General features: G+C 37.4%; 25 protein-coding genes, 8 tRNA genes and 1 other RNA gene. 31 read left to right on the top strand and 3 right to left on the bottom strand.

Translation table 11 applies throughout. The annotated features are described in order from the left end of the window. The first annotated feature begins 354 nt into the window (after nt 1-354). On the top strand, nt 355-714 hold the full coding sequence (locus tag HHL23_RS00645; protein ID WP_194306265.1) for an aldehyde dehydrogenase family protein: 360 nt from the start codon (nt 355-357) through the stop codon (nt 712-714). 96 nt (nt 715-810) lie between these two features. Here HHL23_RS00645 and ssrA read toward each other — a convergent pair. After that, nucleotides 811-1209, bottom strand: a transfer-messenger RNA (tmRNA) gene (gene ssrA / locus HHL23_RS00640). A gap of 299 nt (nt 1210-1508) precedes the next feature. Between ssrA and rpsU the strand changes: the two genes are divergently transcribed. The 17 genes from rpsU (at nt 1509) to HHL23_RS00555 (ending at nt 13328) form a co-directional block, all read left to right on the top strand. Next, nucleotides 1509-1706, top strand: coding sequence for a 30S ribosomal protein S21 (gene rpsU, locus HHL23_RS00635; protein WP_034723363.1), 198 nt, complete (start codon nt 1509-1511; stop codon nt 1704-1706). Nucleotides 1707-1789: 83 nt separating this feature from the next. Beyond that, nucleotides 1790-2677 carry a tyrosine-type recombinase/integrase gene (locus HHL23_RS00630; protein ID WP_169232913.1) on the top strand — a complete coding sequence of 296 codons (888 nt, stop codon included), beginning with the start codon at nt 1790-1792 and terminating at the stop codon, nt 2675-2677. Further along, nucleotides 2674-2964, top strand: a complete 291-nt coding sequence (locus HHL23_RS00625) for an HPF/RaiA family ribosome-associated protein (protein ID WP_073329672.1) — start codon at nt 2674-2676, stop codon at nt 2962-2964. The genes HHL23_RS00630 and HHL23_RS00625 overlap by 4 nt, the downstream gene beginning before the upstream one ends. A 107-nt stretch (nt 2965-3071) precedes the next feature. Then, nucleotides 3072-3145, top strand: a tRNA-Thr gene (locus HHL23_RS00620). An 18-nt stretch (nt 3146-3163) separates the two neighbouring features. Further along, a tRNA-Tyr gene (locus tag HHL23_RS00615) sits at nt 3164-3244 on the top strand. A gap of 91 nt (nt 3245-3335) precedes the next feature. Continuing rightward, nucleotides 3336-3408: transfer RNA gene (locus HHL23_RS00610), tRNA-Gly, on the top strand. A gap of 94 nt (nt 3409-3502) precedes the next feature. After that, nucleotides 3503-3576: transfer RNA gene (locus tag HHL23_RS00605), tRNA-Thr, on the top strand. Nucleotides 3577-3596: 20 nt separating this feature from the next. Beyond that, nucleotides 3597-3677, top strand: a tRNA-Tyr gene (locus HHL23_RS00600). Between the two features lie 87 nt (nt 3678-3764). Then, nucleotides 3765-3837, top strand: a tRNA-Gly gene (locus HHL23_RS00595). A gap of 42 nt (nt 3838-3879) precedes the next feature. Beyond that, nucleotides 3880-3951 (top strand) — tRNA-Thr (locus tag HHL23_RS00590). A gap of 230 nt (nt 3952-4181) precedes the next feature. After that, nucleotides 4182-4388: a bacteriocin-like protein gene (locus HHL23_RS00585; RefSeq protein WP_169232912.1), complete on the top strand. Its 207-nt coding sequence runs from the start codon at nt 4182-4184 to the stop codon at nt 4386-4388. 43 nt (nt 4389-4431) lie between these two features. Then, complete coding sequence (locus HHL23_RS00580) at nt 4432-5244, top strand: GLPGLI family protein (RefSeq protein ID WP_169232911.1); 813 nt, start codon at nt 4432-4434, stop codon at nt 5242-5244. A 109-nt stretch (nt 5245-5353) separates the two neighbouring features. After that, nucleotides 5354-6034, top strand: a complete 681-nt coding sequence (locus tag HHL23_RS00575; protein ID WP_169232910.1) for a response regulator transcription factor — start codon at nt 5354-5356, stop codon at nt 6032-6034. Beyond that, the gene (locus HHL23_RS00570) at nt 6035-7405 is read left to right on the top strand and encodes an ATP-binding protein (RefSeq protein ID WP_169232909.1); all 1371 of its coding nucleotides are present in this window, start codon (nt 6035-6037) and stop codon (nt 7403-7405) included. A gap of 250 nt (nt 7406-7655) precedes the next feature. Beyond that, complete coding sequence (locus HHL23_RS00565; RefSeq protein ID WP_185194841.1) at nt 7656-8897, top strand: TolC family protein; 1242 nt, start codon at nt 7656-7658, stop codon at nt 8895-8897. 3 nt (nt 8898-8900) lie between these two features. After that, entirely contained in the window at nt 8901-9986 is a 1086-nt protein-coding gene (locus tag HHL23_RS00560; protein ID WP_169232908.1) for an efflux RND transporter periplasmic adaptor subunit, read from the top strand. Nucleotides 9987-10229: 243 nt separating this feature from the next. Further along, entirely contained in the window at nt 10230-13328 is a 3099-nt protein-coding gene (locus HHL23_RS00555; protein WP_169232907.1) for an efflux RND transporter permease subunit, read from the top strand. 87 nt (nt 13329-13415) lie between these two features. Here HHL23_RS00555 and HHL23_RS00550 read toward each other — a convergent pair whose 3' ends face one another. Continuing rightward, nucleotides 13416-14909: a DUF4394 domain-containing protein gene (locus tag HHL23_RS00550; protein WP_228464527.1), complete on the bottom strand. Its 1494-nt coding sequence runs from the start codon at nt 14907-14909 to the stop codon at nt 13416-13418. Between the two features lie 343 nt (nt 14910-15252). Between HHL23_RS00550 and tuf the strand changes: the two genes are divergently transcribed. The 7 genes from tuf to HHL23_RS00515 all read left to right on the top strand — a co-directional run bounded on the left by tuf (nt 15253) and on the right by HHL23_RS00515 (nt 19711). Further along, a complete protein-coding gene (gene tuf, locus HHL23_RS00545; protein ID WP_169232905.1) occupies nt 15253-16467 on the top strand; it encodes an elongation factor Tu in 1215 nt (404 codons plus the stop codon). A 54-nt stretch (nt 16468-16521) separates the two neighbouring features. Next, nucleotides 16522-16592 (top strand) — tRNA-Trp (locus HHL23_RS00540). 12 nt (nt 16593-16604) lie between these two features. Next, entirely contained in the window at nt 16605-16811 is a 207-nt protein-coding gene (secE, locus tag HHL23_RS00535) for a preprotein translocase subunit SecE (protein ID WP_034723808.1), read from the top strand. A gap of 17 nt (nt 16812-16828) precedes the next feature. After that, on the top strand, nt 16829-17371 hold the full coding sequence (gene nusG / locus HHL23_RS00530; RefSeq protein WP_073329689.1) for a transcription termination/antitermination protein NusG: 543 nt from the start codon (nt 16829-16831) through the stop codon (nt 17369-17371). 383 nt (nt 17372-17754) lie between these two features. After that, complete coding sequence (locus HHL23_RS00525; RefSeq protein WP_169232904.1) at nt 17755-18372, top strand: hypothetical protein; 618 nt, start codon at nt 17755-17757, stop codon at nt 18370-18372. 14 nt (nt 18373-18386) lie between these two features. Continuing rightward, a complete protein-coding gene (locus HHL23_RS00520; protein ID WP_169232903.1) occupies nt 18387-19034 on the top strand; it encodes a hypothetical protein in 648 nt (215 codons plus the stop codon). Between the two features lie 8 nt (nt 19035-19042). Next, the gene (locus tag HHL23_RS00515) at nt 19043-19711 is read left to right on the top strand and encodes a hypothetical protein (RefSeq protein WP_169232902.1); all 669 of its coding nucleotides are present in this window, start codon (nt 19043-19045) and stop codon (nt 19709-19711) included. Between the two features lie 76 nt (nt 19712-19787). Here HHL23_RS00515 and HHL23_RS22875 read toward each other — a convergent pair whose 3' ends face one another. Further along, complete coding sequence (locus HHL23_RS22875) at nt 19788-19988, bottom strand: T9SS type A sorting domain-containing protein (protein ID WP_169233058.1); 201 nt, start codon at nt 19986-19988, stop codon at nt 19788-19790. On the opposite strand from HHL23_RS22875, the gene HHL23_RS22870 reads away from it, so the two are divergent. The 6 genes from HHL23_RS22870 to HHL23_RS00480 all read left to right on the top strand — a co-directional run bounded on the left by HHL23_RS22870 (nt 19952) and on the right by HHL23_RS00480 (nt 23281). Further along, nucleotides 19952-20041 (top strand): T9SS type A sorting domain-containing protein, encoded by a 90-nt coding sequence (locus tag HHL23_RS22870; RefSeq protein ID WP_169232901.1) that lies wholly within the window; start codon nt 19952-19954, stop codon nt 20039-20041. The genes HHL23_RS22875 and HHL23_RS22870 overlap by 37 nt on opposite strands. A 239-nt stretch (nt 20042-20280) precedes the next feature. Then, nucleotides 20281-20724, top strand: coding sequence for a 50S ribosomal protein L11 (rplK, locus tag HHL23_RS00500; protein WP_169232900.1), 444 nt, complete (start codon nt 20281-20283; stop codon nt 20722-20724). Nucleotides 20725-20735: 11 nt separating this feature from the next. Then, entirely contained in the window at nt 20736-21428 is a 693-nt protein-coding gene (gene rplA / locus HHL23_RS00495) for a 50S ribosomal protein L1 (protein WP_169232899.1), read from the top strand. Between the two features lie 17 nt (nt 21429-21445). Then, entirely contained in the window at nt 21446-22042 is a 597-nt protein-coding gene (rplJ, locus tag HHL23_RS00490; protein ID WP_169232898.1) for a 50S ribosomal protein L10, read from the top strand. 46 nt (nt 22043-22088) lie between these two features. Continuing rightward, complete coding sequence (gene rplL / locus HHL23_RS00485; protein WP_034723387.1) at nt 22089-22457, top strand: 50S ribosomal protein L7/L12; 369 nt, start codon at nt 22089-22091, stop codon at nt 22455-22457. 275 nt (nt 22458-22732) lie between these two features. After that, on the top strand, nt 22733-23281 hold the full coding sequence (locus HHL23_RS00480; protein ID WP_169232897.1) for a hypothetical protein: 549 nt from the start codon (nt 22733-22735) through the stop codon (nt 23279-23281). The last annotated feature ends 109 nt before the right edge of the window (nt 23282-23390 follow it).

Genomic DNA, 23390 nt, shown 5'->3' with positions numbered 1-23390 from the left:
TTAGTCTTTTTTGTGGGTAGACTATACTTATTTTATAGTAAGAAGTTTTAGTGTTTTAGTTTTCAGCTATTTATGTTTACTATGCAGATCATAAGTAAAATGAATGGGTATTTCGGTTATAGATGATGCAAAAATCGTTTACAGTAAAAGGTAAATCAAGACTATTTCAAGTCAGGAATTGAATCAAATAGTCACATCTTGTAACCGGTTTATTTCTGTTGAATTTAATAATGATCGGTCTTTTTTACTTTTTATCAACTCAATTATAGATGAACTTACAGGTAGATTGTGATCTTTTTAGCAAAGTTGAATTGCGCCATGTAGTAGAGTGTATCCTTGGAAATTGTAAGAACTTTGTCCCGTTCAATTAAAATAAGGAATATAAGACGTATAGACAAATCTTACATCAATGGCGAATTTGCAACAATACAGGGAACTGAAATATTCGATTTGATCAATCCAACGAACCGTGAAAACATTGGAGAAGTGATTTTGGAAGATGAAAATGATACCAGGAATGCAATTGCAGCAGCAAAAGAAGCTTTTAAAACATTCTCGAAAACAAGTGTGGAAGAACGTATTGAAATTCTTAAAAATCTAAAGAAAACTGTTGAAAGGCGGGAAAAAGAACTTATTGAAACGATGATCCTGGAATTTGGAGGAACGCGACAGTTCTGTACTGCAGGGTTTCAAAATATGGTGGGTGATATCTAAGATGACGGCAACGATAATTAGTGCGTTGAAATAGAGTATTAATTCAATAACGATTAATAATAAAAAAGAGAGTCTGTCTTTTACAGGCTCTCTTTTTTGTGGAGTTGGAGGGATTCGAACCCTCGTCCAAACAAGCAACACATAAGATTTCTACATGCTTATTCTACCATTGATTTTCGACTGAAGGCAGAGGGCAGACACCCAACATCCAGCTTATCTTCTGAGGTTTTCGAGTTTCAGCCAAAGCATCTGAAACCTTATTTCTACATTCCTATATCTCAGGATCAAACGCCGTAGAACGGAGCATTTGTGAGATATCTTGCTTCCTTACTATCTTCGGGAAAGCGCTTGAATCTTACTTTATTCGGATTAAGCTGCAAGAGCGAACTCTTCGTTGCCAGTTAAAGTTGTGTAGCAAGGGATTTAAGAGATCGCGCTACGGTTCTCTGCATGCTTACTTACCCATTGATCTTGCTGTCGAAACCAGTCAACCCCATGAATAAAGTGAATGCAAAGATAAAGTTTTTTGTTTATATACCGTTCATAATGTAGGCTACTTTTTGTAATTATGCTGACATAGGCATGTTTGCCAATGTTTTCTCAAAGGAAATAATACCTAAGGGATTGATTTTTAGATATAAAATAAGGTTTAGATTATATGGCAATGCATACTTATCCACATTCGGATGTGTTTTTGTGGATAAGTTATTTGCTTTTTTTTAATTAAATCAGAGTTAAATTTTGCGGTTTAATAAAAAATGTCTAGTTTTGCAACCCAAAATGAGATGTAAAATATGTTAATAATTCCAGTAAAAGATGGGGAATCCATCGACAGAGCATTAAAAAAATATAAAAGAAAATTTGATAAAACGGGTACAGTTCGTCAATTGAGATCTAGACAAGCGTTTATTAAGCCTTCTGTAACTTTAAGACAATCTAGACTGAAAGCCGCTTACAAACAAAGAGGGCTTAGCAAGGAAGAGCAGGCTTAAGATTTTTCTTAACCACATACTAAATTCACTTCTTAAATATTCGTATATTTGAGAAGTGAATTTTTGTTTTTATACCTTATGTGATGTTGAATAAATATTTAGAATATTTACAGTTTGAAAAGAGGTATTCGCCTCATACCGTTACAAGCTACAAAAAAGATCTTGAGGATTTTTCTCATTTCTATCTCAAAACAGAAGCTTCTGAAGATATTTCCAGGGCAGATAAAAAAGTAATCAGAAATTTTATCGTTGAATTAAGTGAAAATAATATTTCAAAAAGAAGCATCAATAGAAAATTGTCTTCACTCCGAAGTTTTTATTTATTTCTTTTAAAAATAGGGGAGATCAAAGTCTCCCCCACCGAAAGTATCCCTTCTCTCAAGTTTTATGCTGAAAAACAGATTCCTATCTCTCAGGAAGAAATGCAGACGCTGAGCGATGATGTCCTGTCAGAGAAACATGATATCCTGGAAAAATGCATTATTGAAGTATTATATCAGACAGGGATCCGTAAAGCTGAGCTTTGTGGCCTGATGTTTGAGTATGTTAATTTAGACGGAAACGAGCTAAAGGTAATAGGAAAAGGAAATAAAGAACGCTTTATTCCGGTCTCCCAGGACTTGTCGGATCTGCTTAGAAGTTATCTTGAAATAAGGCAACCTGAGAACGAACATCAATTATATTTTTTTGTCAATAAAAAGGGTAAAAAACTCTCGGAAAAATTTGTTTATGTGGTAGTTAATAAGTACCTTAGTCTTGTAACAACAAAAGAAAAAAGAAGTCCTCACATCCTTCGGCATAGCTTTGCTACGCATGTTTTGGATAATGGGGCGGAAATCTCCAAAGTAAAAAAAATATTAGGGCATTCCAGTCTTGCCAGTACTCAAGTCTATACGAATGCCAATATTGAACAATTGAAAAAAGTGTTTAATCAGGCTCACCCTAGAGCATCTAAAAAAGAAGAATTATGAAGATCACAGTTCAATCAATTGGTTTAACACCACACGAACCATTAGAATCACACATTGACAAAAAAGTAAGCAAGTTGGAAACCTTCTATGATAAAATTCATGAGTGTAAGGTCTTCCTAAAAGTTGAAAATACCTCGGACAGAAGTAACAAAACTGCTGAACTTATTTTAGCCGTTCCGGGAGACGATATCGTAGTAAAAAAGACATCTGAAACTTTTGAAGAAAGTTTAGACCTTTGCGTTGATACTGCTAAAAAGCTACTAATCAAGAAAAAAGAGATGGCGTAGAAAAAAAAGATAAAAAAAGTCATAAAAAAGTTTGAGAATTCAAAAAAACCGTTCTATCTTTGCAATCGCAAAAAGGGAACAGCGTTCTTTTGAATTCTTTTTATTATGCCTCCATAGCTCAGTTGGCTAGAGCAGCTGATTTGTAATCAGCAGGTCGTGGGTTCGAGTCCCTCTGGAGGCTCATTTAATATAAACATTAGGGAAGATTCCAGAGTGGCTAAATGGGACTGACTGTAACTCAGTTGCTTCGGCTTCGCAGGTTCGAATCCTGCTCTTCCCACAGTTTATATTTAGAAAAAAAAGTCTTGCAGGTTTAAAGAAAGTTTCTTAGATTTGCAAACCGTTAAACCAATAGTTTTGGAAACAAAATTGCGAAAGTAGCTCAGTTGGTAGAGCGTCAGCCTTCCAAGCTGAATGTCGCGAGTTCGACCCTCGTCTTTCGCTCAATTTCACACCAGTTTAGGCGTGATTTTTTTTAAACAACTGAAAAGCTCAGAGTAGAATTTTCTCAAAAGCTTTCAGTCGTAACATTAAAATTGCCTCCATAGCTCAGTTGGCTAGAGCAGCTGATTTGTAATCAGCAGGTCGTGGGTTCGAGTCCCTCTGGAGGCTCAATTTTAATATAATATTTTGGGAAGATTCCAGAGTGGCTAAATGGGACTGACTGTAACTCAGTTGCTTCGGCTTCGCAGGTTCGAATCCTGCTCTTCCCACAATTTATATTAAAAAAAAATCTTGCAGATTTAAAAGGATTTTCCTAGATTTGCAAAGCGTTTACCAATAGTTTTGGAAACAAAATTGCGGAAGTAGCTCAGTTGGTAGAGCGTCAGCCTTCCAAGCTGAATGTCGCGAGTTCGACCCTCGTCTTCCGCTCAAAGAAAATCACGCTGATTAGTGTGATTTTTTTTAGTTAGTGCCGACTTAGCTCAGCGGTAGAGTGCTTCCTTGGTAAGGAAGAGGTCACGGGTTCAAGTCCCGTAGTTGGCTCTCAAATTTCCCGAATTTCCTTCGGGATTTTTTTTGCCCAAAATTCCCAGACTCAAATTAATATAAGCAATATAACTGATTCTTTCTTCATAGTCTCCGCCAATTTTAATATCCGACTGATCACCATTATGAGCAGTATAATTAATAATACTGAAAACTGATTTCCCTCATGTGTGATATTTAAAATGAAACATATATTTGTTATCTAAACTTTAAACCAAAGTATAACAATGAAAAACTTAAAGAAGATTTCAAGAACAGATTTGAAAGAAATTATTGGTAACGGAGGCGGTATGACATGCCGCGGTGGAGAATGTATGGGAGGTGAAGACGGAACAAGATTTATCAGATGCTGCAAAGAGTTCGTAAATCCTCCTCAATGTGGAGAGTCTTGCGGAACAACATGTGGTAAGGGTTTTTATGCTCAATACTGTTAATTAAAAAATCAGGCTCCCGGTCAGGGAGCTTATTTTATATATTATGAAAAACTTTCTTCCGAAACTGATTTCTTTTGTGGCTGTTTTTTTTCTGAGTATTCTGGCTCATTCTCAAAACCTAATGTTTGTATATGACTACACCTACAAGCCGGACAGTTTATCTGAGAATTCAGAAAAAGAGCCTATGTTTTTGTGGATAAACAATAAGCAGTCTACATTTGCCAGCTATGAAAGATTGAAAACAGATTCACTCTATCTGCAGGACAAGAAGACCGATTTTACCAATGGGAAAATTTTCTGGAAGATCAATAAAAACCTTGGTTCCGGGGAACTTACCGAAACTCAGTATTCCTATCCCGTTATGTATACATTTCCGGATGATGTCAAATTAAACTGGGAATTAATTAACGAAACAAAAGTCTCTTTCGGGTATACACTTTATAAGGCAAAAACCCGTTTTAGGGGAAGAATCTGGGAAGCCTGGTACTGTTCCAAAATACCAATCAATGACGGCCCCTATAAGTTTAGCGGTCTGCCTGGGATGATATTTGAAATTTCTGATACCCGGAATCATCACAGGTTCTCATTAATAAAGCTATACAAAACAGATTTTAATGTATCAGGTTTAAAAAGTTCTCTCTTTATAGAAAAGCAACAAGGAATTTCAAAGAAGGAATATTTAAAATTAAAAAAAATTGAAATGGACGATCCTGCGAGAGGTTTTAAAGCCGATGTATACAGCGGAAAGATTGTTCTTAAGGATAGAGATCCGAACGAGATCATCAGGGGAATCGAAAAGAAAGCTTTGGAAGACAGGAAAAAGAAGAATAACCCCATTGAACTGAATCAGCGTTAAATCTTATCTTTTAATTTAATACTTCCGGAAGAAAACGATTGGATATAGCAACACCAATTAACGTGAATACTCATAATTTTTCGTTAAATTCGTATCAAATAAATTTTTGATGAATATTCTTTTATTGGAAGATGACCTTATTCTGTCAGCAGAACTTTGCCGGTTTTTGGAATCAAACAGCTTTACGTGCGATAAAATCTATGATGGTGAAACCTTTCTCCGTCAGATTAAGAACAATACGTATGACCTGTATCTGCTGGATATCAATGTTCCCAAGATCAATGGACTTGATGTCTGTCAGACCATCCGTTCTTTCGATAAAAACACCCCCATTATCATCATTTCAGCCTACGGAGATATTTCCGATAAAAAAGACGCATTCACGAGACTTGCTGATGACTATCTGGTAAAACCTTTTCAGTTTGAAGAACTTCTACTGAGAATGAATTCACTGTTGAGAAGAAAATCGCCTTCCGATGCCTCTGATCAGGATATCATCAGAGTAGATGACCTGATCATCAATAAAACAGAACAGAAAGTCTATAGAGCCGGCAATGAAATAGCCCTTACTCTGAAAGAATTCCAGTTGTTGGTTTATCTTGCCGAGGCACAGGGAAGAACGGTTTCCAAACAGCAGATCACTGAGCACGTATGGGAACATAACTTCAATACGAATACCAATACTGTAGAAGTCTACATCAATTTTTTGAGAAAGAAGATTGATAAAGATTTTAAACTAAAACTTATTCATACCCGTTCCGGTTTCGGATACTACCTAAGTACATTGTAGATGTCTTTAAAAAGAAAGATAGCTTTAACGATCAGCATCGCTTTCTCCCTGCTTTTTGCAATGGTGATGGCCATTATCTATATGTCTTTTAATGATTTTAGGAGAGATGAATTTAAAGAAAGATTCAGGCAGCGTCTCGAATTTACTTCCCACTTCATTTCAAAGTCTAAAGATTTTGAAGTAGAAGCTCCTATCTTTTTTAACGAAAACTCAGACAACATCCTTCTCAATGAAACGATCTTAATTTTCAATAGTGATAAAGAGTTGATTTATAGTACAATCAAGGACAGGAATGTAACCTGGGACAGCGCTCTTCTCAAAGAACTGGATGAAAAGAAGATCATATACACAGAGAAAACAGTTCCTGAGATCTACGCGGCGCTTCGGAATATCGATGGCGAAAATTATTATATCCTTACCAGTGCTTTTGATACCAACGGAAAATCAAAACTTGAATACCTTAAATACCTTCTGATCACAGCTTATGTGATGAGTACCCTTTTGATCGGTTTTTTCAGCTACTATTTTATGGGACAGTTTCTGCGTCCCCTGGAAGATCTTAATACCGAAATTTCTGAAGTCACCGCCCATAAACTTACAAAACAGATTCCTGTTCAGGAGTCTAATGATGAGATCAATGTTTTGGCAAAATCCTTTAATACGATGATTGCAAGGCTGGATGATGTTTTTCAGTCGCAGAAAGATTTTACAGCGAGCGCCTCTCATGAGATCAGGACTCCGATTACAAGGATGGCATTTCAGCTTGAAAATCTGATCAAATTTGAAGAGCATTCTCCCGAAACCCTTTCCTCTTTAAAACAGATCCAGCGGGATGTTTATCAGCTGTCTGATCTTACCAATTCTCTTTTGCTGCTTACAAAATTCGACAAAGAAAATATCCAGAGTATTTATGAAGAAGTAAGGATTGATGAAGTGATATTTGAAGCTTTCGAAGCGGTAGAAAAAAGTTACACTTCTCTGAAACTGGATTTTCTGATCTCTGAAGACACCTCGGAAAATGGACTGCTGACCACACGTGGCATCCATTCTTTATTGGTGATTGTATTTATCAATCTCTTTAAAAATGCAGCTGTATATTCGGATGATGCAGAAGTAGATGTTTTAATCACCGAAACCAATGATCAGCTCAATGTTGATGTGATTTCCCATGGAAATACCATTCCTGAAGAAGAACAGACAAAACTATTTGAAGCCTTTATGAGAGGGAATAATTCTCAGAATATTTCCGGTTCGGGTCTTGGTCTTCGGATTGTCAAAAGGATTCTGGAATACCACGGTGCAGAAATCAAATATACTTCTCCGGCCGAAAACACCAATAAATTTGCCGTTACATTTAATAAACAGCTTTAATTTTATCGTTGCATCAGAATTTTACTTTGTCTTACAACCGTAAGCCAAACGGATTGCTCCGTATTAAAGTTTTTCCCATTTAGAAATTCCCGGTCTATTCTTACGACAGTTTTCTCCATTCATTTTAAATAAATATTTCAATAAATGTAGTATTTATCGTAGTTCTAAATCAAATTTAATTTTTTTTTAAGGCTCCTTTAAGGCCATTTTAATCGCATAAGGGCAATTTTGTACCATAAAAAAAGATAGAATGAACAAAATTGCAGGGCTGTTTATTGCCGTTTCCTCATTCATGGCAGGGCAGCAGCAGATGTCACTTTTGGACTGTGAAGAGGCTTTTCAGAAAAACAATCTTCAGCTTCTCGCAGAACAATACAACATCAATATGGCTGATGCAGATATTCTGCAGGCTAAGATTTGGGAACTTCCCCAACTGAGTGGGCAGATCAATGCCTATAATCCCGAAGGTAAAAAAGTCTTTGATATAGGACGTGCTAAAGGAGCAGAGATCACTCAGCTCATCTATATGGGCGGAAAAAAGAAAAATGAAATTGCTTTCGCGAAATCAAACAAGGAACTGACCCAGCTTCAGTTTTCACAGCTTCTGGTAGATCTGAGAACCCAGCTCCATGCTGGCTACTTCAACCTGTATTACGAAAAACTAAAACTCGACAATACCAACAAGCAGCTTGGATATATGAATGATCTCCTCAGTGCTTACCGTGCTCAATCTGCAAAAGGTAATGTTTCCCTTAAAGACGAAGTAAGACTGCAGAGTTTAGTGATCCAGCTTAACAATGACAAACTTGGTATCAATAAGAATATTCTTGAATTTGAGCAGAATTTAAAAGTACTTACAGGAATTTCAGACGATATAGAACCACAGCTTTCTGATGCTGAAGCAAAAGAAATCCTGATCGCACAGCCCTTCGGAGACGAAGATGAATTAAAGAAAAAAGCACTGGAAAATAATGCTGACTATCAGTATTTTCTAAAATTAATTGACAACAGTAAACTGTATGCACAGTGGCAGAAATCGCTCAATGTACCGGATCTGAATGTAGGAGCCGGATGGGATCAGAACGGAGGAACCTTTAAAAATGAAGTTAATCTTATGGTTGGAATTCCACTGCCATTATGGAAATCCAATCAGGGAAATGTGGAAAAGGCCAGTTATGCCATCCAGCAAAACCGGAAAAATGCAGATTATCAGAAACTGAATCTTGAAACTAAAGTTCAGTCGGCTTATAAAACCTGGAAAAGCCAATACGATCAGCTGGCAGAAATTAAAACCACAGACCTTAGTAATATGGAACTGGTGTATGACGGAATGCTGAAAAATTTCAGAAAAGGAAACGTCAACCTCATAGAATTTACAGATTTCATGGACAGCTACAGACAAACTGCGCTCCAGATTTATGATATGAAGAATGAAATCATGCAGTCTGTAGAACAACTTAATCAACTCATACAAACGAAAATCTTCTATTAAGCAATGAAAAAATATATAATCCCTGTACTGATAGCCCTTTCTTTGTTATCATGTGCAAAAAAAGAAGAAGAAAAAGCCCCACAGGCCAAAAAAGGTTTTGAACTGAGCAACACCATGCTGAGCTCGATCTCTTTAGCCAAAGCGGAGAAAAAAAATATAGAAGATCAGTATAGTTTTTATGGTAAAATATCTGCTGATAAAAACAGCTATATCGATGTATATCCTTTAGTAGGTGGAAATGTTTTAAGCGTAAATGTAGAGCTTGGAGATTACGTGAGAAAAGGACAGGTGCTGGCTACCATCAGGAGCACCGAGCTGGCTGAAGTGCAAAAAGATGTAAGCGATGCAAAGACCGATATGGTGGTGGCCCAGAATAACCTGCGTGTCGCCAAAGAAATGTACGAAGGCAAGCTGAATACAGAAAGAGAAGTGCTTGAAGCCAAAAGCGTACTGCAGAAAGCTCAGGACCAGATGCAGAGAGCCACAGCTGTAAGTACGGTGTATAATGTAAAAAAAGGAAATATCTACAGTGTTGTGGCCCCCATCAGCGGATACATCGTTCAGAAAAATATTAATAAAGACATGCAGCTGAGAAGCGACAGAAGCGAAAATATTTTTGATGTTGCCAATACAACAAACGTTTGGGCCATCATGAACGTCAATGAATCTGATATTGAAAAAATAAGCCTGGGAATGAAAGCACAGGTGTCAACGCTGTCTTATCCGGATAAAATTTTTGACGGAAGGATAGATAAAATATTCAAGATCATCGATCCGGAAACCAATTCCATGCAGGCAAGAGTCGTGCTGGATAATGCCAACGGTCTTTTGATTCCGGAAAGTAAAGCAACGATTAAAGTTTCAAGTTCTGAAAACATTGCAGCACTTACCATCCCGTCAAAAGCGGTGATTTTTGATGACAACAGAAGTTTTGTCGTGGTTTTCAAATCCAGAACCGATATAAAAGTTAAAGAAATAAAGATATTAAAACAGGTAGGAGACATCACCTACATAGCCGGAGGTCTGTCTGAAGGAGAAGAGGTGATCACCAACAATCAGCTGCTGATCTACCGCTCCCTGAACAGTTAAATTTTTATTTTGAATGTAATTTGAAACATTAAGAATTATTGATCATGTTCAACTAAGAAGTTAGGGTGAATTAAGAAAGACATCTGAAGATATTCTTAAGAGTTCTGTTTACTCCAATTCGTTTGCGAACTGCTTAACTATTCTTCACCTCTTCAATTTCCTTAATAGTTCAAAAACATATTCAAAAAACTGGAAGAATCAAAATTTTTCAACGGCTTTTTTAGGTCATCAATTTAATCTATCATGAATAAATTCATTAAAAATATAATTGCTTTCTCGTTAAAAAACAAAGCATTTACCTTTATCTGGGTCGCTATTTTGGCCATTGCGGGTTTTATAAGCTTCAAGAATATGCCCATTGAAGCCTTCCCTGATGTTACCAATACCCAGATCGTCATTATAACCCAATGGAATGGACGAAGTGCAGAAGAAGTGGAACGTTTTGTCACTACGCCCATCGAATTGGCCATGAGCCCGGTCCAAAAGAAAACAAGTGTCAGAAGTACCACGATGTTCGGTCTTTCTATCGTTAAAATTCTTTTCGACGACGGGGTGGATGATACTTTCGCCAGAAATCAGGTCAATAACCAATTAAGAACCGTAAGCCTTCCTGATGAGGTGGATCCGGAAGTTCAGCCACCCTACGGGCCTACCGGGGAAATTTTCAGATATACCCTGGAAAGTAAAACAAAAGATTCCAGAGAACTCTTAACCTTACAAAACTGGGTGATCGACCGTGCGCTGAGAGGAGTTCCTGGTGTAGCAGACATCAATGTTTTCGGAGGCCAGGATAAAGTTTTCGAATTAAGTATCGATCCGAGAGCTTTGGATAAATATAACCTGACCCCGCTTCAGGTGTACGATGCCGTTACCAAAAGTAATTTAAATGTAGGAGGTGATGTGATCGAGAAAAACGGGCAGGCTTATGTCGTAAGAGGAATAGGTCTGGTAAAATCTGTGGCAGACATCGGAAATATCACCATTCAGAATGACAGTGGAAACCCGGTGCTGGTACGATATGTAGCAGATGTCCATGAAAGTTCTATGCCGAGAGTAGGACAGGCAGGTCTTAACAAACATGAAGATACGGTTGAAGGAATCGTGGTGATGAGAAAAGGAGAGAACCCGCGTGAAGTTCTCGTCGGAGTAAAAGCCAAAATCAAAGAACTTAATGAAAAGGTCCTTCCGAAAGATGTCAAAATGGTAACGTTTTATGACCGTGACAACTTAATGGATTTTACAACACACACGGTGATGCACAACCTGATCGAGGGAATCATCCTGGTTACAGTGATCGTTTTAATCTTTATGGCGGACTGGAGAACGACTTTTATCGTTTCCATTATTATTCCCCTGTCACTTTTGTTTGCATTTTTATGCTTAAAACTGGCAGGAATGAGTGCCAACCTTCTTTCATTGGGAGCCGTAGATTTCGGGATCATTATTGACGGAGCCGTCGTCATGGTGGAAGGGCTCTTTGTGATGCTCGACCACAAAGCCCTTAAATACGGAACAGAAAAATTTAATAAACTCTCAAAAGGAGGCTGGATCAAACAGACGGGAACAGGCTTAGGAAAGGCCATCTTCTTTTCAAAACTAATTATCATCACCTCACTGATACCTATTTTTTCTTTCCAGAAAGTAGAAGGGAAGATGTTCTCACCGTTAGCATTTACCTTAGGCTTTGCCTTAATAGGAGCATTGATATTCACATTGACCTTAGTTCCGGTTCTTTCCCACATTTTATTAAACAAGAACGTAAAAGAAAAAAACAACCCGTTTGTGAATTTCTGGGACAGAATGGTACTGAAAGGATTCAACTATACTTTTAAACATAAAAAAATGAGTTTAATCGTTGCGGTATCCTTCATGGTGGTAGCATTGTTCTCCGGGAAATTCTTAGGAACAGAATTCCTTCCGCAGCTGAATGAAGGTTCGCTTTGGATCACAGCAGAAATGCCAATGAGTTCATCATTAAAGGAATCCTTAAAAACGGCCGACCTTTTAAAGAAAGACATTATGAGCTTTCCTGAAGTGACCGATGTTCTTGCTCAAACGGGACGAAGTAATGACGGAACAGACCCGAACGGATTTGGATTTGTACAGTTTGCCGTCAACCTTAAACCTAAAGATGAATGGAAACGCAAGATCAGTTATGAAGAACTTATTGAAGAAATTGATAAAAAACTCAGAAGTTACCAAGGAATTACCTTTAATTATTCCCAACCGATTTCCGATAATGTGGCAGAAGCCGTAGCCGGTTTCAAAGCAGAGAACGGGATCAAGATCTATGGTGACAATCTGGAAACCTTAGACAAATTAGCTGATGAAGTTTTAAAACAGATCAAAGATGTAGACGGGGTAAAAGATCCCGGAATCATTAAAAATATCGGACAGCCGGAAGTAAGTGTTGTGCTGGACAGAGATAAAATGGCTGCGTACGGAGTAATGCCGAATGATGCACAATCCGTACTGGAAATGGCTTTTGGAGGAAAAACAGCTTCAGAAATGTTTGATGGCGAAAGAAAATTTCCGATCCGTCTCCGCTATTCCCAGGAATACAGAAAAGATGAAAATGATATTGCTTCACTAATGGTTCCTACACAGGATGGTGCAAAGATCCCGCTAAAAGAGATCAGTACCATTGTAAAAGATAACGGAGCCGCATTTATTTACAGAGATGATATTAAAAGATATATCGGGGTGAAATTCTCGATCCGCGACCGGGATTTAGGAAGCACTATTGCCGATGCGCAGAAAAAGGTAGCCAATGTTGATCTTCCGGATGGGTATTCCATCGGTTGGACGGGGCAGTTTGAAAACCAGCAGAGAGCTTCACACCGATTGGCGCAGGTGGTTCCGATCAGTATTTTGGGGATCTTCTTCTTATTGTTCATCCTTTTTGGAAACATGAAAGACTCATTGCTGGTACTGGCTAATGTGCCATTTGCATTGATTGGGGGAATAATTGCCCTGCATATCACCAGAATGAACTTTGGAATATCTGCCGGAGTCGGAATGATCGCTTTGCTCGGGATCTGTATTCAGAACGGAGTGATCCTGATCACGGAGTTTCATCAGAATGTTAAGGACGGATTGAGTTTAGATACTGCCATACTCAATGGAGTGAAATCCAGAACACGTCCTGTTATTATGACCGCGCTCATGGCTTCAATAGGGTTAATGCCTGCAGCCCTGTCCACCGGGATTGGTTCAGAATCCCAGAAACCTTTGGCCATTGTGATTATCGGAGGGTTAATTACGGCAACTGTATTAACCTTGTTGATCTTCCCGATTATATTCTGGATCTTCAACAGGACGAAGAAGTCCCAGCAGATTTAATATTTCTTCTATCTATTTATATTAAGCGAAGCGCGGAAAACATAGTTTTCCGCGCTTCTTCGTATCGAAATAATTTTTATAAGCCTTTTAAAATCCTAAGCCTATTGCAAAAGCTTTTACAGCATTAGGATAGTCAGAAACTGCTGTTGCGGCTCCCGATGTCGTATTTACAGTATAAAGTTTTGTTGAGGTCCCTACCGTAGCCATTAAATAAGCCTTTTGACTTGCGCTTCCGATATCAAAACCATTAGCATTCGTCATATTGATTCCCAAAGAACCCGTTTCCACTAAAGTTCCGTTGTTGGGTGGAGTTTGCTGATAGAGTTTATCCGTATTATGATCAATGACGAATAGAGTAGTGGCCGTAGTTCCGGTAAAATTATTAGTATAAGCCGCTGCAATGATCATAGCCGTAACCGGAGTGATTGTGGTATCTGCGGCAGTGATCCCTCCGGTTACAGGATCCAGACGAAGATTTTGTCCGGAGTTGCTCACTACCCTTATTTTGTCAACCATCGGATTAAAATCAAATCCAAAATCAGTTCCTGTAAGTAAAGTAGCGAAAGGTGAGCTTCCTACTGCCGTAGCCGCACCTGTTCCTAAATTGATGGTATACATTCTGCTAGAACTGCCCAAAGCATACAATTGTCCATTTAACGGACGGAAGTCTATTCCCAAAATATTTTCTCCGGTCTGTAATCCTGTCACTGTTTTAGAAACGGGCATCGGGTTGTTCGGATTAAATATCTGAAGGTTATTTGAACTGTCAATAGCATAAGCTACAGCTTCAGTAGGAATTGCGATGTCAATTATAGCCTGTTGAAGTGTTCCTATAAAAGTAGTTTTACCGCTATTCAGATCCAAAATGTGAAGTTTGTCACTTAAAGCAACTAATGCTGTACTGTTATCATATTTAATATCAAAAGCAGCCTGTCCGGAGAAGGTTGCTCCAAGATTTCCCACTTCTACCAAAGTCCCGTTATTCGGAGGATCTTGCTTAAATAATTTTCCGGCAACAGGATCAATATCATATAAAACAGTAGACGAAGCTCCTGCTTTACTGTTGGTATAAGCCACTCCGGTAATGCCTGTACCTGAAGTATTGGTGTCGGTAGCCGCTACAGCTCCTGTTTCAGGATGAAGACGTAAATTTTGCCCTGAATTGCTGACCAGGCGGATTCTGTCAACCGTCGGATTAAAATCAATAGAAGCGATACTTCCGGAAATCGCTGGAGTAAAAGCTGTAGAGCTCACGATCCTGGCAGATGCAGAAGATGTATTGATAATATATAATTTGCTTGCATTCGACAAAGCATATAATTCTCCTGTAGCAGGTCTGAAGTCGATACTCATTAATTTTTCACCTGCCGGAATTCCTGTCACTGCTGTTTTAGCAGCAAATGTTTTAGGGTTATTGGCATTAAAAGAAACGAGTTCGTTCATTCCTGTCAGGCCGTAAGCCATAAGATCGGGACCGGTAACATTGGTATCCGGGGTCATCATTGCATCATCAGAATTATCGCACGAAAAAAAAGTGGTCATGGTAATCAGTACCAGAAAGAAATGTAATAGTGTTCTCATCATATTATTTTTAATGGTTCATAATGATATACGAGATTAATGAGAAGATGGATTTTGATTAGTTTTTTTTTACTAGAGTGAATTTTTATCTTGTTCATTATTAAAACGATACAATTATTATAACAGATTACCTTGACTATATTTTGAATAAAACACTTATAAGGTTTCTTTCAATTAATAAATTTGTGTAAATTTGCACCTCAATACTTAGAAGTATTGGGGTTTGCAATTGTTTGGATCAAGATGTTGAATTTTTTTAAAGAAAAAAGGTTTTGATATTTAAAAAATCATTATATTTGCACACTGAAAATTTGAATAAACAATAAATAAATAATTTCACATCATGGCAAAGGAAACGTTTAATCGTAACAAACCACACTTGAACATTGGTACTATTGGTCACGTTGACCATGGTAAAACTACTCTTACAGCTGCTATTTCTGCTGTATTAGCTAGCAAAGGTCTTGCTGAGAAAAAAGACTTCTCTGCAATTGACTCTGCTCCAGAAGAAAAAGAAAGAGGTATTACTATCAATACAGCTCACATCGAATACGAAACTGAAAAAAGACACTATGCTCACGTTGACTGTCCAGGTCACGCGGATTATGTAAAGAACATGGTAACTGGTGCTGCTCAAATGGACGGAGCTATCGTAGTATGTGCTGCAACTGACGGTCCTATGCCTCAGACTAGAGAACATATCCTACTTTGCCGTCAGGTAAACGTACCTAGAATTGTTGTTTTCATGAACAAAGTTGACATGGTAGATGATGCTGAGTTATTAGAGCTTGTTGAAATGGAGCTTAGAGACTTACTATCTACTTACGATTTCGACGGAGATAACTCTCCAGTAATTCAAGGTTCTGCATTAGGTGCTCTTACTGCTGCTACAGCTGAAGGAGGTGCTAAGACTGACGATAAGTGGTTCAAGAGCGTTGAAGAATTGATGGATGCTGTTGATACTTGGATCGAGCAACCACCAAGAGATACTGATAAGCCATTCTTGATGCCAATCGAAGACGTATTCTCTATTACAGGTAGAGGTACTGTTGCAACTGGTAGAATCGAAGCTGGTATTATCAATACAGGTGATCCTGTTGACATCATCGGTATGGGTGAAGAAAAATTAACTTCTACTATTACAGGAGTTGAGATGTTCAGAAAAATCCTTGACAGAGGTGAAGCTGGAGATAACGTAGGTCTATTGTTGAGAGGTATTGAAAAAACTGACATCAAGAGAGGTATGGTAATCGCTAAGAAAGATTCTGTTAAGCCACACAAAAAATTCAAAGCATCTGTTTATATCCTTTCTAAAGAAGAAGGTGGACGTCACACTCCATTCCACAACAAGTACCGTCCTCAGTTCTACGTAAGAACTACTGACGTTACAGGTGAGATCTTCTTACCAGAAGGTGTAGAAATGGTAATGCCTGGTGATAACTTAGAGATCACTGTAGAATTGTTACAGCCAATCGCTCTTAACGTAGGTCTTAGATTTGCGATCAGAGAAGGAGGTAGAACAGTTGGTTCAGGTCAGGTAACTGAAATCTTAGACTAATCATCTTAAAATAAATAAAGCTTCCGGAAGGAAACTCTCGGAAGCTTTTTATCTACGGGCATCGTCCAATGGTAGGATACCGGTCTCCAAAACCGTTGATCAGGGTTCGAATCCTTGTGCCCGTGCAAATATTAATTATGAGTTCATTTGTTGATTTTTTAAAAGGTTCTTATAACGAATTCAGACATAAAGTTGAATGGCCAAAGTGGTCTGATCTTCAGTCTTCCACTATTGTAGTAACTATAGCTACAGTGATTTTGGCATTGTTTACCTTTGGAGTTGATGAGTTGTTTTCAAAAGCAATCAGCAACATAATTGGAATGCTAATTAACGTGTTCAACTAAAAAAGTATTTTCCCATAATGAGCGAATTGAAATGGTATGTGCTGAAAGCAATCAGCGGACAGGAAAATAAAGTGAAAAACTATATTGAGACAGAAATCAAACGTTTAGGGTTTGAGCAATACGTTACTCAAGTGGTTATTCCTATGGAAAAGGTTATTCAGATAAGAAACGGTAAAAAAGTTCCTAAAGAGAAGCCTTACTATCCTGGATACCTGATGATCGAAGCTGATCTGATGGGTGAAATTCCTCACGCGATTAAAAACATCCCGGGAGTGATATCTTTCCTGAGTTTAACGAAAGGAGGAGATCCTGTTCCCATGAGAAAGTCTGAAGTAAACAGAATGTTGGGAAGAATGGACGAGTTGTCTGAATTCGCAACCGATGTTGAGATTCCATACATTGTAGGTGAAAACGTTAAAGTTATTGACGGTCCTTTCAATGGATTCAATGGAACTGTTGAAAAGATTCTTGAAGACAAAAAGAAAATCGAAGTTTCTGTATTGATCTTCGGTAGAAAAACTCCAATGGAGCTTAGCTATATGCAAGTAGAAAAAGTATAAATAGTACTTTTTAAATATACAAAGACCGCTTTTAAGCGGTCTTTTTTTGTTCCTGATATGTTCGCAATTTGAAATTTGTAAAAAAAATATTGCAGAAGATGTTTTATTGTGAATTTCATATTAAATGCACTTTATTTTGATTGTATTTTATCGAATAATTAATTAAATTGTTGTTTTTCGTTGTGATAAATAATTATTTGTTTATCGTTTATTTCCGAATGGCATGTTTCTTGTAAAGTACTGAGCGATTAATCCTTAAAACTTTATCCTTTTAATTTTATACAATGCATAGCAGAAGTGTAGCAACTTCGTATGCCATTTAGAATAAAGTGAGCATCAATCAGGTGGGGAATTAATAAAGACAAACACAATACATAAGTCCAATGACTAAAATTATTTCGACAGTACTTCTGGCAAGTGCTGTATCTATGAACGCGCAGGTGGGTATTAACACTTCCAATCCTGAAAAAGAACTCTCAGTGAATGGGACGATGAAAACATCAGGAATGATCTTCAAAAGTCCGTTAGAAAAATTAGGAGCTGACGAAAATTACACATTCGTCATCAAGTCTCCGGCTCCGGAAAATAAAATTACGGCATACAACGATTCTTTTGTCCCTAATTCTCCGGCTCCCATTAATCTTATTCAGTTTAAGATCACATGTGACCCTTCAGATAAAGACTGGGTGAATCAGTTTGATACTAAAATCAACTCCAACAAATTTCTTGTAGTGATTTCTTCATTCGGATTTACACAAGCTGTAAGAACCTATTCCGCAGACTGGCTTACTCCTGTACCTCAGATTTTTGCGTATTCTTCCGACGGAACCTGGAAACTGAAAGCCGATTACCAGGGATTTGCTCCGGATAGCTCTTTTCCTACTGGGGAATGGACACTTAATCTACTGGTTTTTGACAAAGCCTATGCAAAAGAAATCAATAATACTCAAGATCTCGGAGCTTCTACAACGGGGGCAGCTACCGCTCCATTAATTCAATAATAAAGATGTACATAATGAAAAAAATCACCACATTATTCCTTGTGGCAGCGGCCTTATTTAATGCAAAAGCACAAGTGGGAATTAATACCGTTAATCCTCAGGGAACTTTAGATGTAGCAGGAGAAACATTAGTAGAATCTTATCTGGTAGATACCGTAAATTCACCGGCAAGAGGAAATTATTTTCTTCTGACCCGTTCAAAAGACACTTCCCCTGTAGGAAAGATCAAGATGCTTGATATTTCACTTCGTAATGTAGCCCCTGTGAATACCTATAATGTTATTCTGAAAAATGTGAGCCAGGATGAAGTCGTTAATCTCAATACAGACTTGGAAACCAGTAAATATGTAGTAGCCATTACCGGTGCTGTTTTTACAAGTGCTGTTTCGGCTGCCAATACTTCTACCAATCCTAAATCTTTCGGAGCTTATTCTACGGAAGTAACCCAGGTTAAGAACGGTGGGAAAAATTATCATGCGATTAATTTAAGTTTTAAAGGAGCCGGCACAGTATCTTCAGTGAACGGAACATGGACACTTACTCTTAATGTATTTGAAAAATCGCTGGTGAAAGATTGGGGAACATTCACGGGATCTGTCTCTGCTTCTGCTTCGCCCATTTATTCAGGAGTTTCAACCAACACGCCTTTAGGGCTTCAATAATGATGATCATGGAAAGAAGAATTTACAGTATAATGATACTATTTCTGGGAATGTTTGTGAATGCCCAGTCAGGAAGAGTAGGGATTAAAACGACTGATCCCAAAGAGACACTTGATGTCAACGGAAACACATATACCAATTCACTATATCTAAGAAATCCGGGAGAGCCTACAATGACCGGGGGAAGCTTTTTGGCTACCTCTGAAAATTCTCTGCAGCTGTATGACCCTAAACTGGAAAGCAGCGGACTGTTTAATTATCTTAAACTTTCTCTTACGGGAATATCCGGAGCGGGAATTACAGATTATGATACTAAAATTGATGAGGATAAATTTTTAGTCGTAGTCCATAATTATTCATTTAAGATGAATGATGGTACCACCAACGTAGCTCTTGATTACGGTGATAACGGAATCAATGACAACAGACAGGGATCTCCGGATGTAACGGCATTCAAAAGTAAAGGGACATGGCATATCCGAGCCAGATTTACGGACAGTAAGCTTATCGCTCTTACCTCTGCAAACCCCGGAAGAACCTATAATAATTTTACAATAGACCTCTATCTGATGGCCTATAAAAGACTGATCACGAAACAGAATATCAATGATATTAATTCTGATCTGGGAGGGACAAATGGTTCTGCACGTACGGTTAACAAGCCTTCAGGATTCTAAATAGAGTATCAATCGCTTTTATATAAGAGGTGACCTCAAAAGGTCGCCTCTTTCTTGTTTTGAATAATGAATGGGTTTAATCTTTAATAAATTTTTTAAACAATAACTTTCCTAATGGATCAGTGGCTTTTAAAATGTAAATTCCTTTTGATAAGTCTGGAGTGTTGATATGGTTTGGTTTCGATGTTCTTTTGACAAGTTTTTTGTCAAAAGAATCAATTTGAACTTTCTGTCGTTCTTTTGAAAAGAATAAAGTGTTTTTTAGGAATGTATTTATTGGAAATCAAAACAAAAAATAAAGTGGTAACCGAAAAGTTTATTAAAAAATAATAATTAAGCTAAGTTAACTATTAATAAGAAGTATAATTACTGCTCAGAAATGAGCGGTAATTTTTTTTTAGTCACATATTTGACTTTTATTCATGTATTTACGGGATTATTATTTGCTAATTCAAAAATATTTCATAATTTTGCAGTCCGAAAAGTAGATTTACTGTATGTGAGTCGGTTATCTGCTGAATAAATAATGCTTCCAAACTCATTAATTATTCAAACTAAAAAAAATAAAAATGGCTAAGAAAGTCTTTAAAATGGTAAAGCTTCAGGTGAAAGGTGGCGCAGCTAACCCTTCTCCACCAGTAGGTCCAGCATTGGGTTCTGCAGGTGTGAACATCATGGAGTTTTGTAAGCAATTTAACGGAAGAACCCAAGATAAGCCAGGGCAAGTTTTACCTGTAGTAATTACAGTATACGAAGACAAATCTTTTGAATTCGTTATTAAAACTCCACCTGCAGCGATCCAGTTAATGGATGCAGCTAAAATCAAGGGAGGTTCTGGTGAACCAAACAGAAACAAAGTAGGTGCTGTATCTTGGGATCAGGTAAAGAAAATCGCTGAAGATAAAATGACAGACCTTAACTGCTTTACAATAGACTCTGCTCTTTCTATGGTAGCTGGTACTGCTAGATCTATGGGGTTAAAAGTAACAGGAACTAAACCAACTAACGCTTAAAACTTATTGAAATGGCAAAATTAACTAAAAAGCAAAAAGAAGCTTTAAGCAAAGTAGAAAAAGGTAGAATCTATAACCTTGAAGAAGGTTCAGCTCTTGTAAAAGAAGTAAGCACTGCAAAGTTTGATGCTTCTGTAGATATCGCTGTAAGATTGGGTGTAGATCCAAGAAAAGCAAACCAAATGGTAAGAGGTGTAGTATCTCTTCCTCACGGAACTGGTAAAGATGTTAAAGTTTTAGCTCTTGTTACACCAGATAAAGAAGCTGAAGCTAAAGAAGCTGGAGCTGATTATGTAGGTCTTGACGAATATTTACAAAAAATAAAAGATGGTTGGACAGATGTTGACGTTATCGTTACTATGCCAGCTGTTATGGGTAAATTAGGTCCATTAGGTAGAGTATTAGGTCCAAGAGGTCTTATGCCTAACCCTAAGTCAGGAACTGTAACCATGGAAATTGGTAAAGCAGTAACTGAAGTGAAAGCAGGTAAAATTGATTTTAAAGTAGATAAGTACGGGATCATCCACGCTGGTATTGGTAAAGTATCTTTCGATGCTGACAAAATCAAAGAAAATGCTCAGGAACTAATCTCGACATTGATCAAAATGAAACCAACTGCTGCTAAAGGTACTTATGTGAAGAGCATTTATTTGTCTTCTACAATGAGCCCAGGTATTGCAATTGATAGTAAATCTGTTAACTAATAATAATCCTTAAGACAATGACAAAAGACCAAAAAGTTGTAGCAATACAAGAGATCAAAGATTTGCTTCAGGATGCGAAAGTAGTTTACGTAGCAGATTTAGACGGTTTGAACGCTGCTAAATCTTCTGACTTCAGAAGACAGGCTTTCAAGCAAAACATCAAAGTGAAAGTGGTGAAAAATACACTTTTACAAAAAGCAATGGAGCAAATGGAAGGAGTAGATTACTCTGAAATGTTTGAAACGTTCAAAGGTAACTCTGCTTTGATGATTGCTGAAACAGCTAATGCTCCTGCAAAATTAATCAAAGACTTTAGAAAAAAAGAAGAGAAGCCGGCTTTAAAGGCTGCTTTTGTACAGGAAACTTTCTATGTTGGTGACAACAACCTTGATGCTCTAGTAAGCATTAAGTCTAGAGAAGAAATGATCGGTGAAATCATCGGATTACTTCAGTCTCCAATTCAAAGAGTTGTTTCTGCTCTTCAAAACAAATCTGAAACAGTAGAAGTTGCAACTGAAGAAGCTGCTGCACCTGCTGTAGAAGAAACTCCTGCTGAGGCGGCTCCAGAAGCTCCTGCTGCAGAAAGCACGGAAGAAACTCCAAGTGCTGAATAATTACTCTCAAAAAATTAAATAAATAATCAACAAAAACATTACAACAATGTCAGATTTAAAAAATTTAGCTGAAACGCTAGTAAACCTAACTGTAAAAGACGTAAACGAATTAGCTACTATCCTTAAGGATGAGTACGGAATTGAGCCAGCTGCTGCTGCTGTAGTAGTTGCTGCAGGTGGTGCAGGTGAAGCTGCTGAAGAAAAGACTGAATTCGATGTAATTCTTAAGTCTGCAGGTGCTTCTAAATTAGCTATCGTTAAATTGGTAAAAGATTTAACTGGTGCTGGTCTTAAAGAAGCTAAAGATATCGTAGACGGAGCTCCTGCTGCAATTAAGCAAGGAATCTCTAAAGACGAAGCTGAAGCTCTTAAGAAGCAATTAGAAGAAGCTGGTGCTGAAGTAGAATTGAAATAATTCAATTTACTATAAAATAGAAAGCCCGGACAGCAATGTCCGGGCTTTTTTTTTTGTTTTTATCAGATTTGAATTAAAATTTTCCACAATAGTATTCAAATATGTTAAACGTATATAGTTTCATATTTTATTATTATTGATGATTTGATAAAATTTAACTTAATTAAATATTTATTATTCATGGAATTGTTTATTTATAATTAAAATTTATATTAAAATATTGTTTTATTTGAAAAATAACTATATTTGCACCGAGAAAAAAAACACACATAATTTTGAAAAGAAGTTACTTTATCTTCTACGGCTCTGCTGTAGCGTATTGTATCAGTATGCTGGCTGCATTGCAGATTGGAAGTTTCAGCATTACATCTTCAGCAGCGAAGGGATCGCCTGTCTCAAACTGCTGTCCTGATATGATAGACAGTTATGAATACATGACTGGCGACTACGCGGAATATTCAGTGGAAAATAGTACTGTCAGCTTCGATTTTGAATCTTATAACATCTCTTTCGTTGATAAAATCTTTGCACAAATACGCACTAGTAGGGAACGGAACACGGGTGAATCTGGATTTAAAAATATCCCTCATTTTACAACAGGTAATTTTAATCATATTCATTCTCTCATAGGGTATGCTTCTCTAGATAAAATACGCTCTTTTATAACATTACATAAATTGTATACCAGGCATCAGTCCTTTGATCCGATAGGTGCTGATTTGACAATTGAAGACTATAAAAGATCTAACAGATATCCCATGGAAGATTCTAAAAGTCTTGGAGGTTTTAATCTTATCATTGAATTTCCGGATAAAATATCTTAATTGTATCCTTTAGATACATCCTATCCATTCGCTTTAACGAGAAATTATCATTTTCTACTCTTTCTCAGAGTCTGAAAGGCTCTCTATACTTCTTAAAAAAAACACACAA

Origin of the sequence: Chryseobacterium antibioticum (genome assembly GCF_012927325.1) — a bacterium.
Taxonomy (GTDB): Bacteria; Bacteroidota; Bacteroidia; order Flavobacteriales; family Weeksellaceae; genus Chryseobacterium; species Chryseobacterium antibioticum.
The sequence above is the reverse complement of the archived record's forward strand: the minus strand, read 5'-3'. Positions and strand labels throughout refer to the sequence as shown.

Excerpts from the sequence above, each read along its gene's own strand:
- HHL23_RS00560 (WP_169232908.1), top strand. The coding sequence starts at position 8,901 with ATGAAAAAATATATAATCCCTGTACTGATAGCCCTTTCTTTGTTATCA.
- rplK (WP_169232900.1), top strand. The coding sequence starts at position 20,281 with ATGGCTAAGAAAGTCTTTAAAATGGTAAAGCTTCAGGTGAAAGGTGGC.
- HHL23_RS00580 (WP_169232911.1), top strand. The coding sequence starts at position 4,432 with ATGAAAAACTTTCTTCCGAAACTGATTTCTTTTGTGGCTGTTTTTTTT.
- HHL23_RS00625 (WP_073329672.1), top strand. The coding sequence starts at position 2,674 with ATGAAGATCACAGTTCAATCAATTGGTTTAACACCACACGAACCATTA.
- rplL (WP_034723387.1), top strand. The coding sequence starts at position 22,089 with ATGTCAGATTTAAAAAATTTAGCTGAAACGCTAGTAAACCTAACTGTA.
- nusG (WP_073329689.1), top strand. The coding sequence starts at position 16,829 with ATGAGCGAATTGAAATGGTATGTGCTGAAAGCAATCAGCGGACAGGAA.
- rpsU (WP_034723363.1), top strand. The coding sequence starts at position 1,509 with ATGTTAATAATTCCAGTAAAAGATGGGGAATCCATCGACAGAGCATTA.
- HHL23_RS00575 (WP_169232910.1), top strand. The coding sequence starts at position 5,354 with ATGAATATTCTTTTATTGGAAGATGACCTTATTCTGTCAGCAGAACTT.
- HHL23_RS00565 (WP_185194841.1), top strand. The coding sequence starts at position 7,656 with ATGAACAAAATTGCAGGGCTGTTTATTGCCGTTTCCTCATTCATGGCA.
- HHL23_RS00515 (WP_169232902.1), top strand. The coding sequence starts at position 19,043 with ATGGAAAGAAGAATTTACAGTATAATGATACTATTTCTGGGAATGTTT.
- HHL23_RS00585 (WP_169232912.1), top strand. The coding sequence starts at position 4,182 with ATGAAAAACTTAAAGAAGATTTCAAGAACAGATTTGAAAGAAATTATT.
- rplA (WP_169232899.1), top strand. The coding sequence starts at position 20,736 with ATGGCAAAATTAACTAAAAAGCAAAAAGAAGCTTTAAGCAAAGTAGAA.
- HHL23_RS00520 (WP_169232903.1), top strand. The coding sequence starts at position 18,387 with ATGAAAAAAATCACCACATTATTCCTTGTGGCAGCGGCCTTATTTAAT.
- HHL23_RS00570 (WP_169232909.1), top strand. The coding sequence starts at position 6,035 with ATGTCTTTAAAAAGAAAGATAGCTTTAACGATCAGCATCGCTTTCTCC.
- HHL23_RS00550 (WP_228464527.1), bottom strand. The coding sequence starts at position 14,909 with ATGAGAACACTATTACATTTCTTTCTGGTACTGATTACCATGACCACT.
- secE (WP_034723808.1), top strand. The coding sequence starts at position 16,605 with ATGAGTTCATTTGTTGATTTTTTAAAAGGTTCTTATAACGAATTCAGA.
- rplJ (WP_169232898.1), top strand. The coding sequence starts at position 21,446 with ATGACAAAAGACCAAAAAGTTGTAGCAATACAAGAGATCAAAGATTTG.
- HHL23_RS00525 (WP_169232904.1), top strand. The coding sequence starts at position 17,755 with ATGACTAAAATTATTTCGACAGTACTTCTGGCAAGTGCTGTATCTATG.
- HHL23_RS00555 (WP_169232907.1), top strand. The coding sequence starts at position 10,230 with ATGAATAAATTCATTAAAAATATAATTGCTTTCTCGTTAAAAAACAAA.
- tuf (WP_169232905.1), top strand. The coding sequence starts at position 15,253 with ATGGCAAAGGAAACGTTTAATCGTAACAAACCACACTTGAACATTGGT.
- HHL23_RS00630 (WP_169232913.1), top strand. The coding sequence starts at position 1,790 with ATGTTGAATAAATATTTAGAATATTTACAGTTTGAAAAGAGGTATTCG.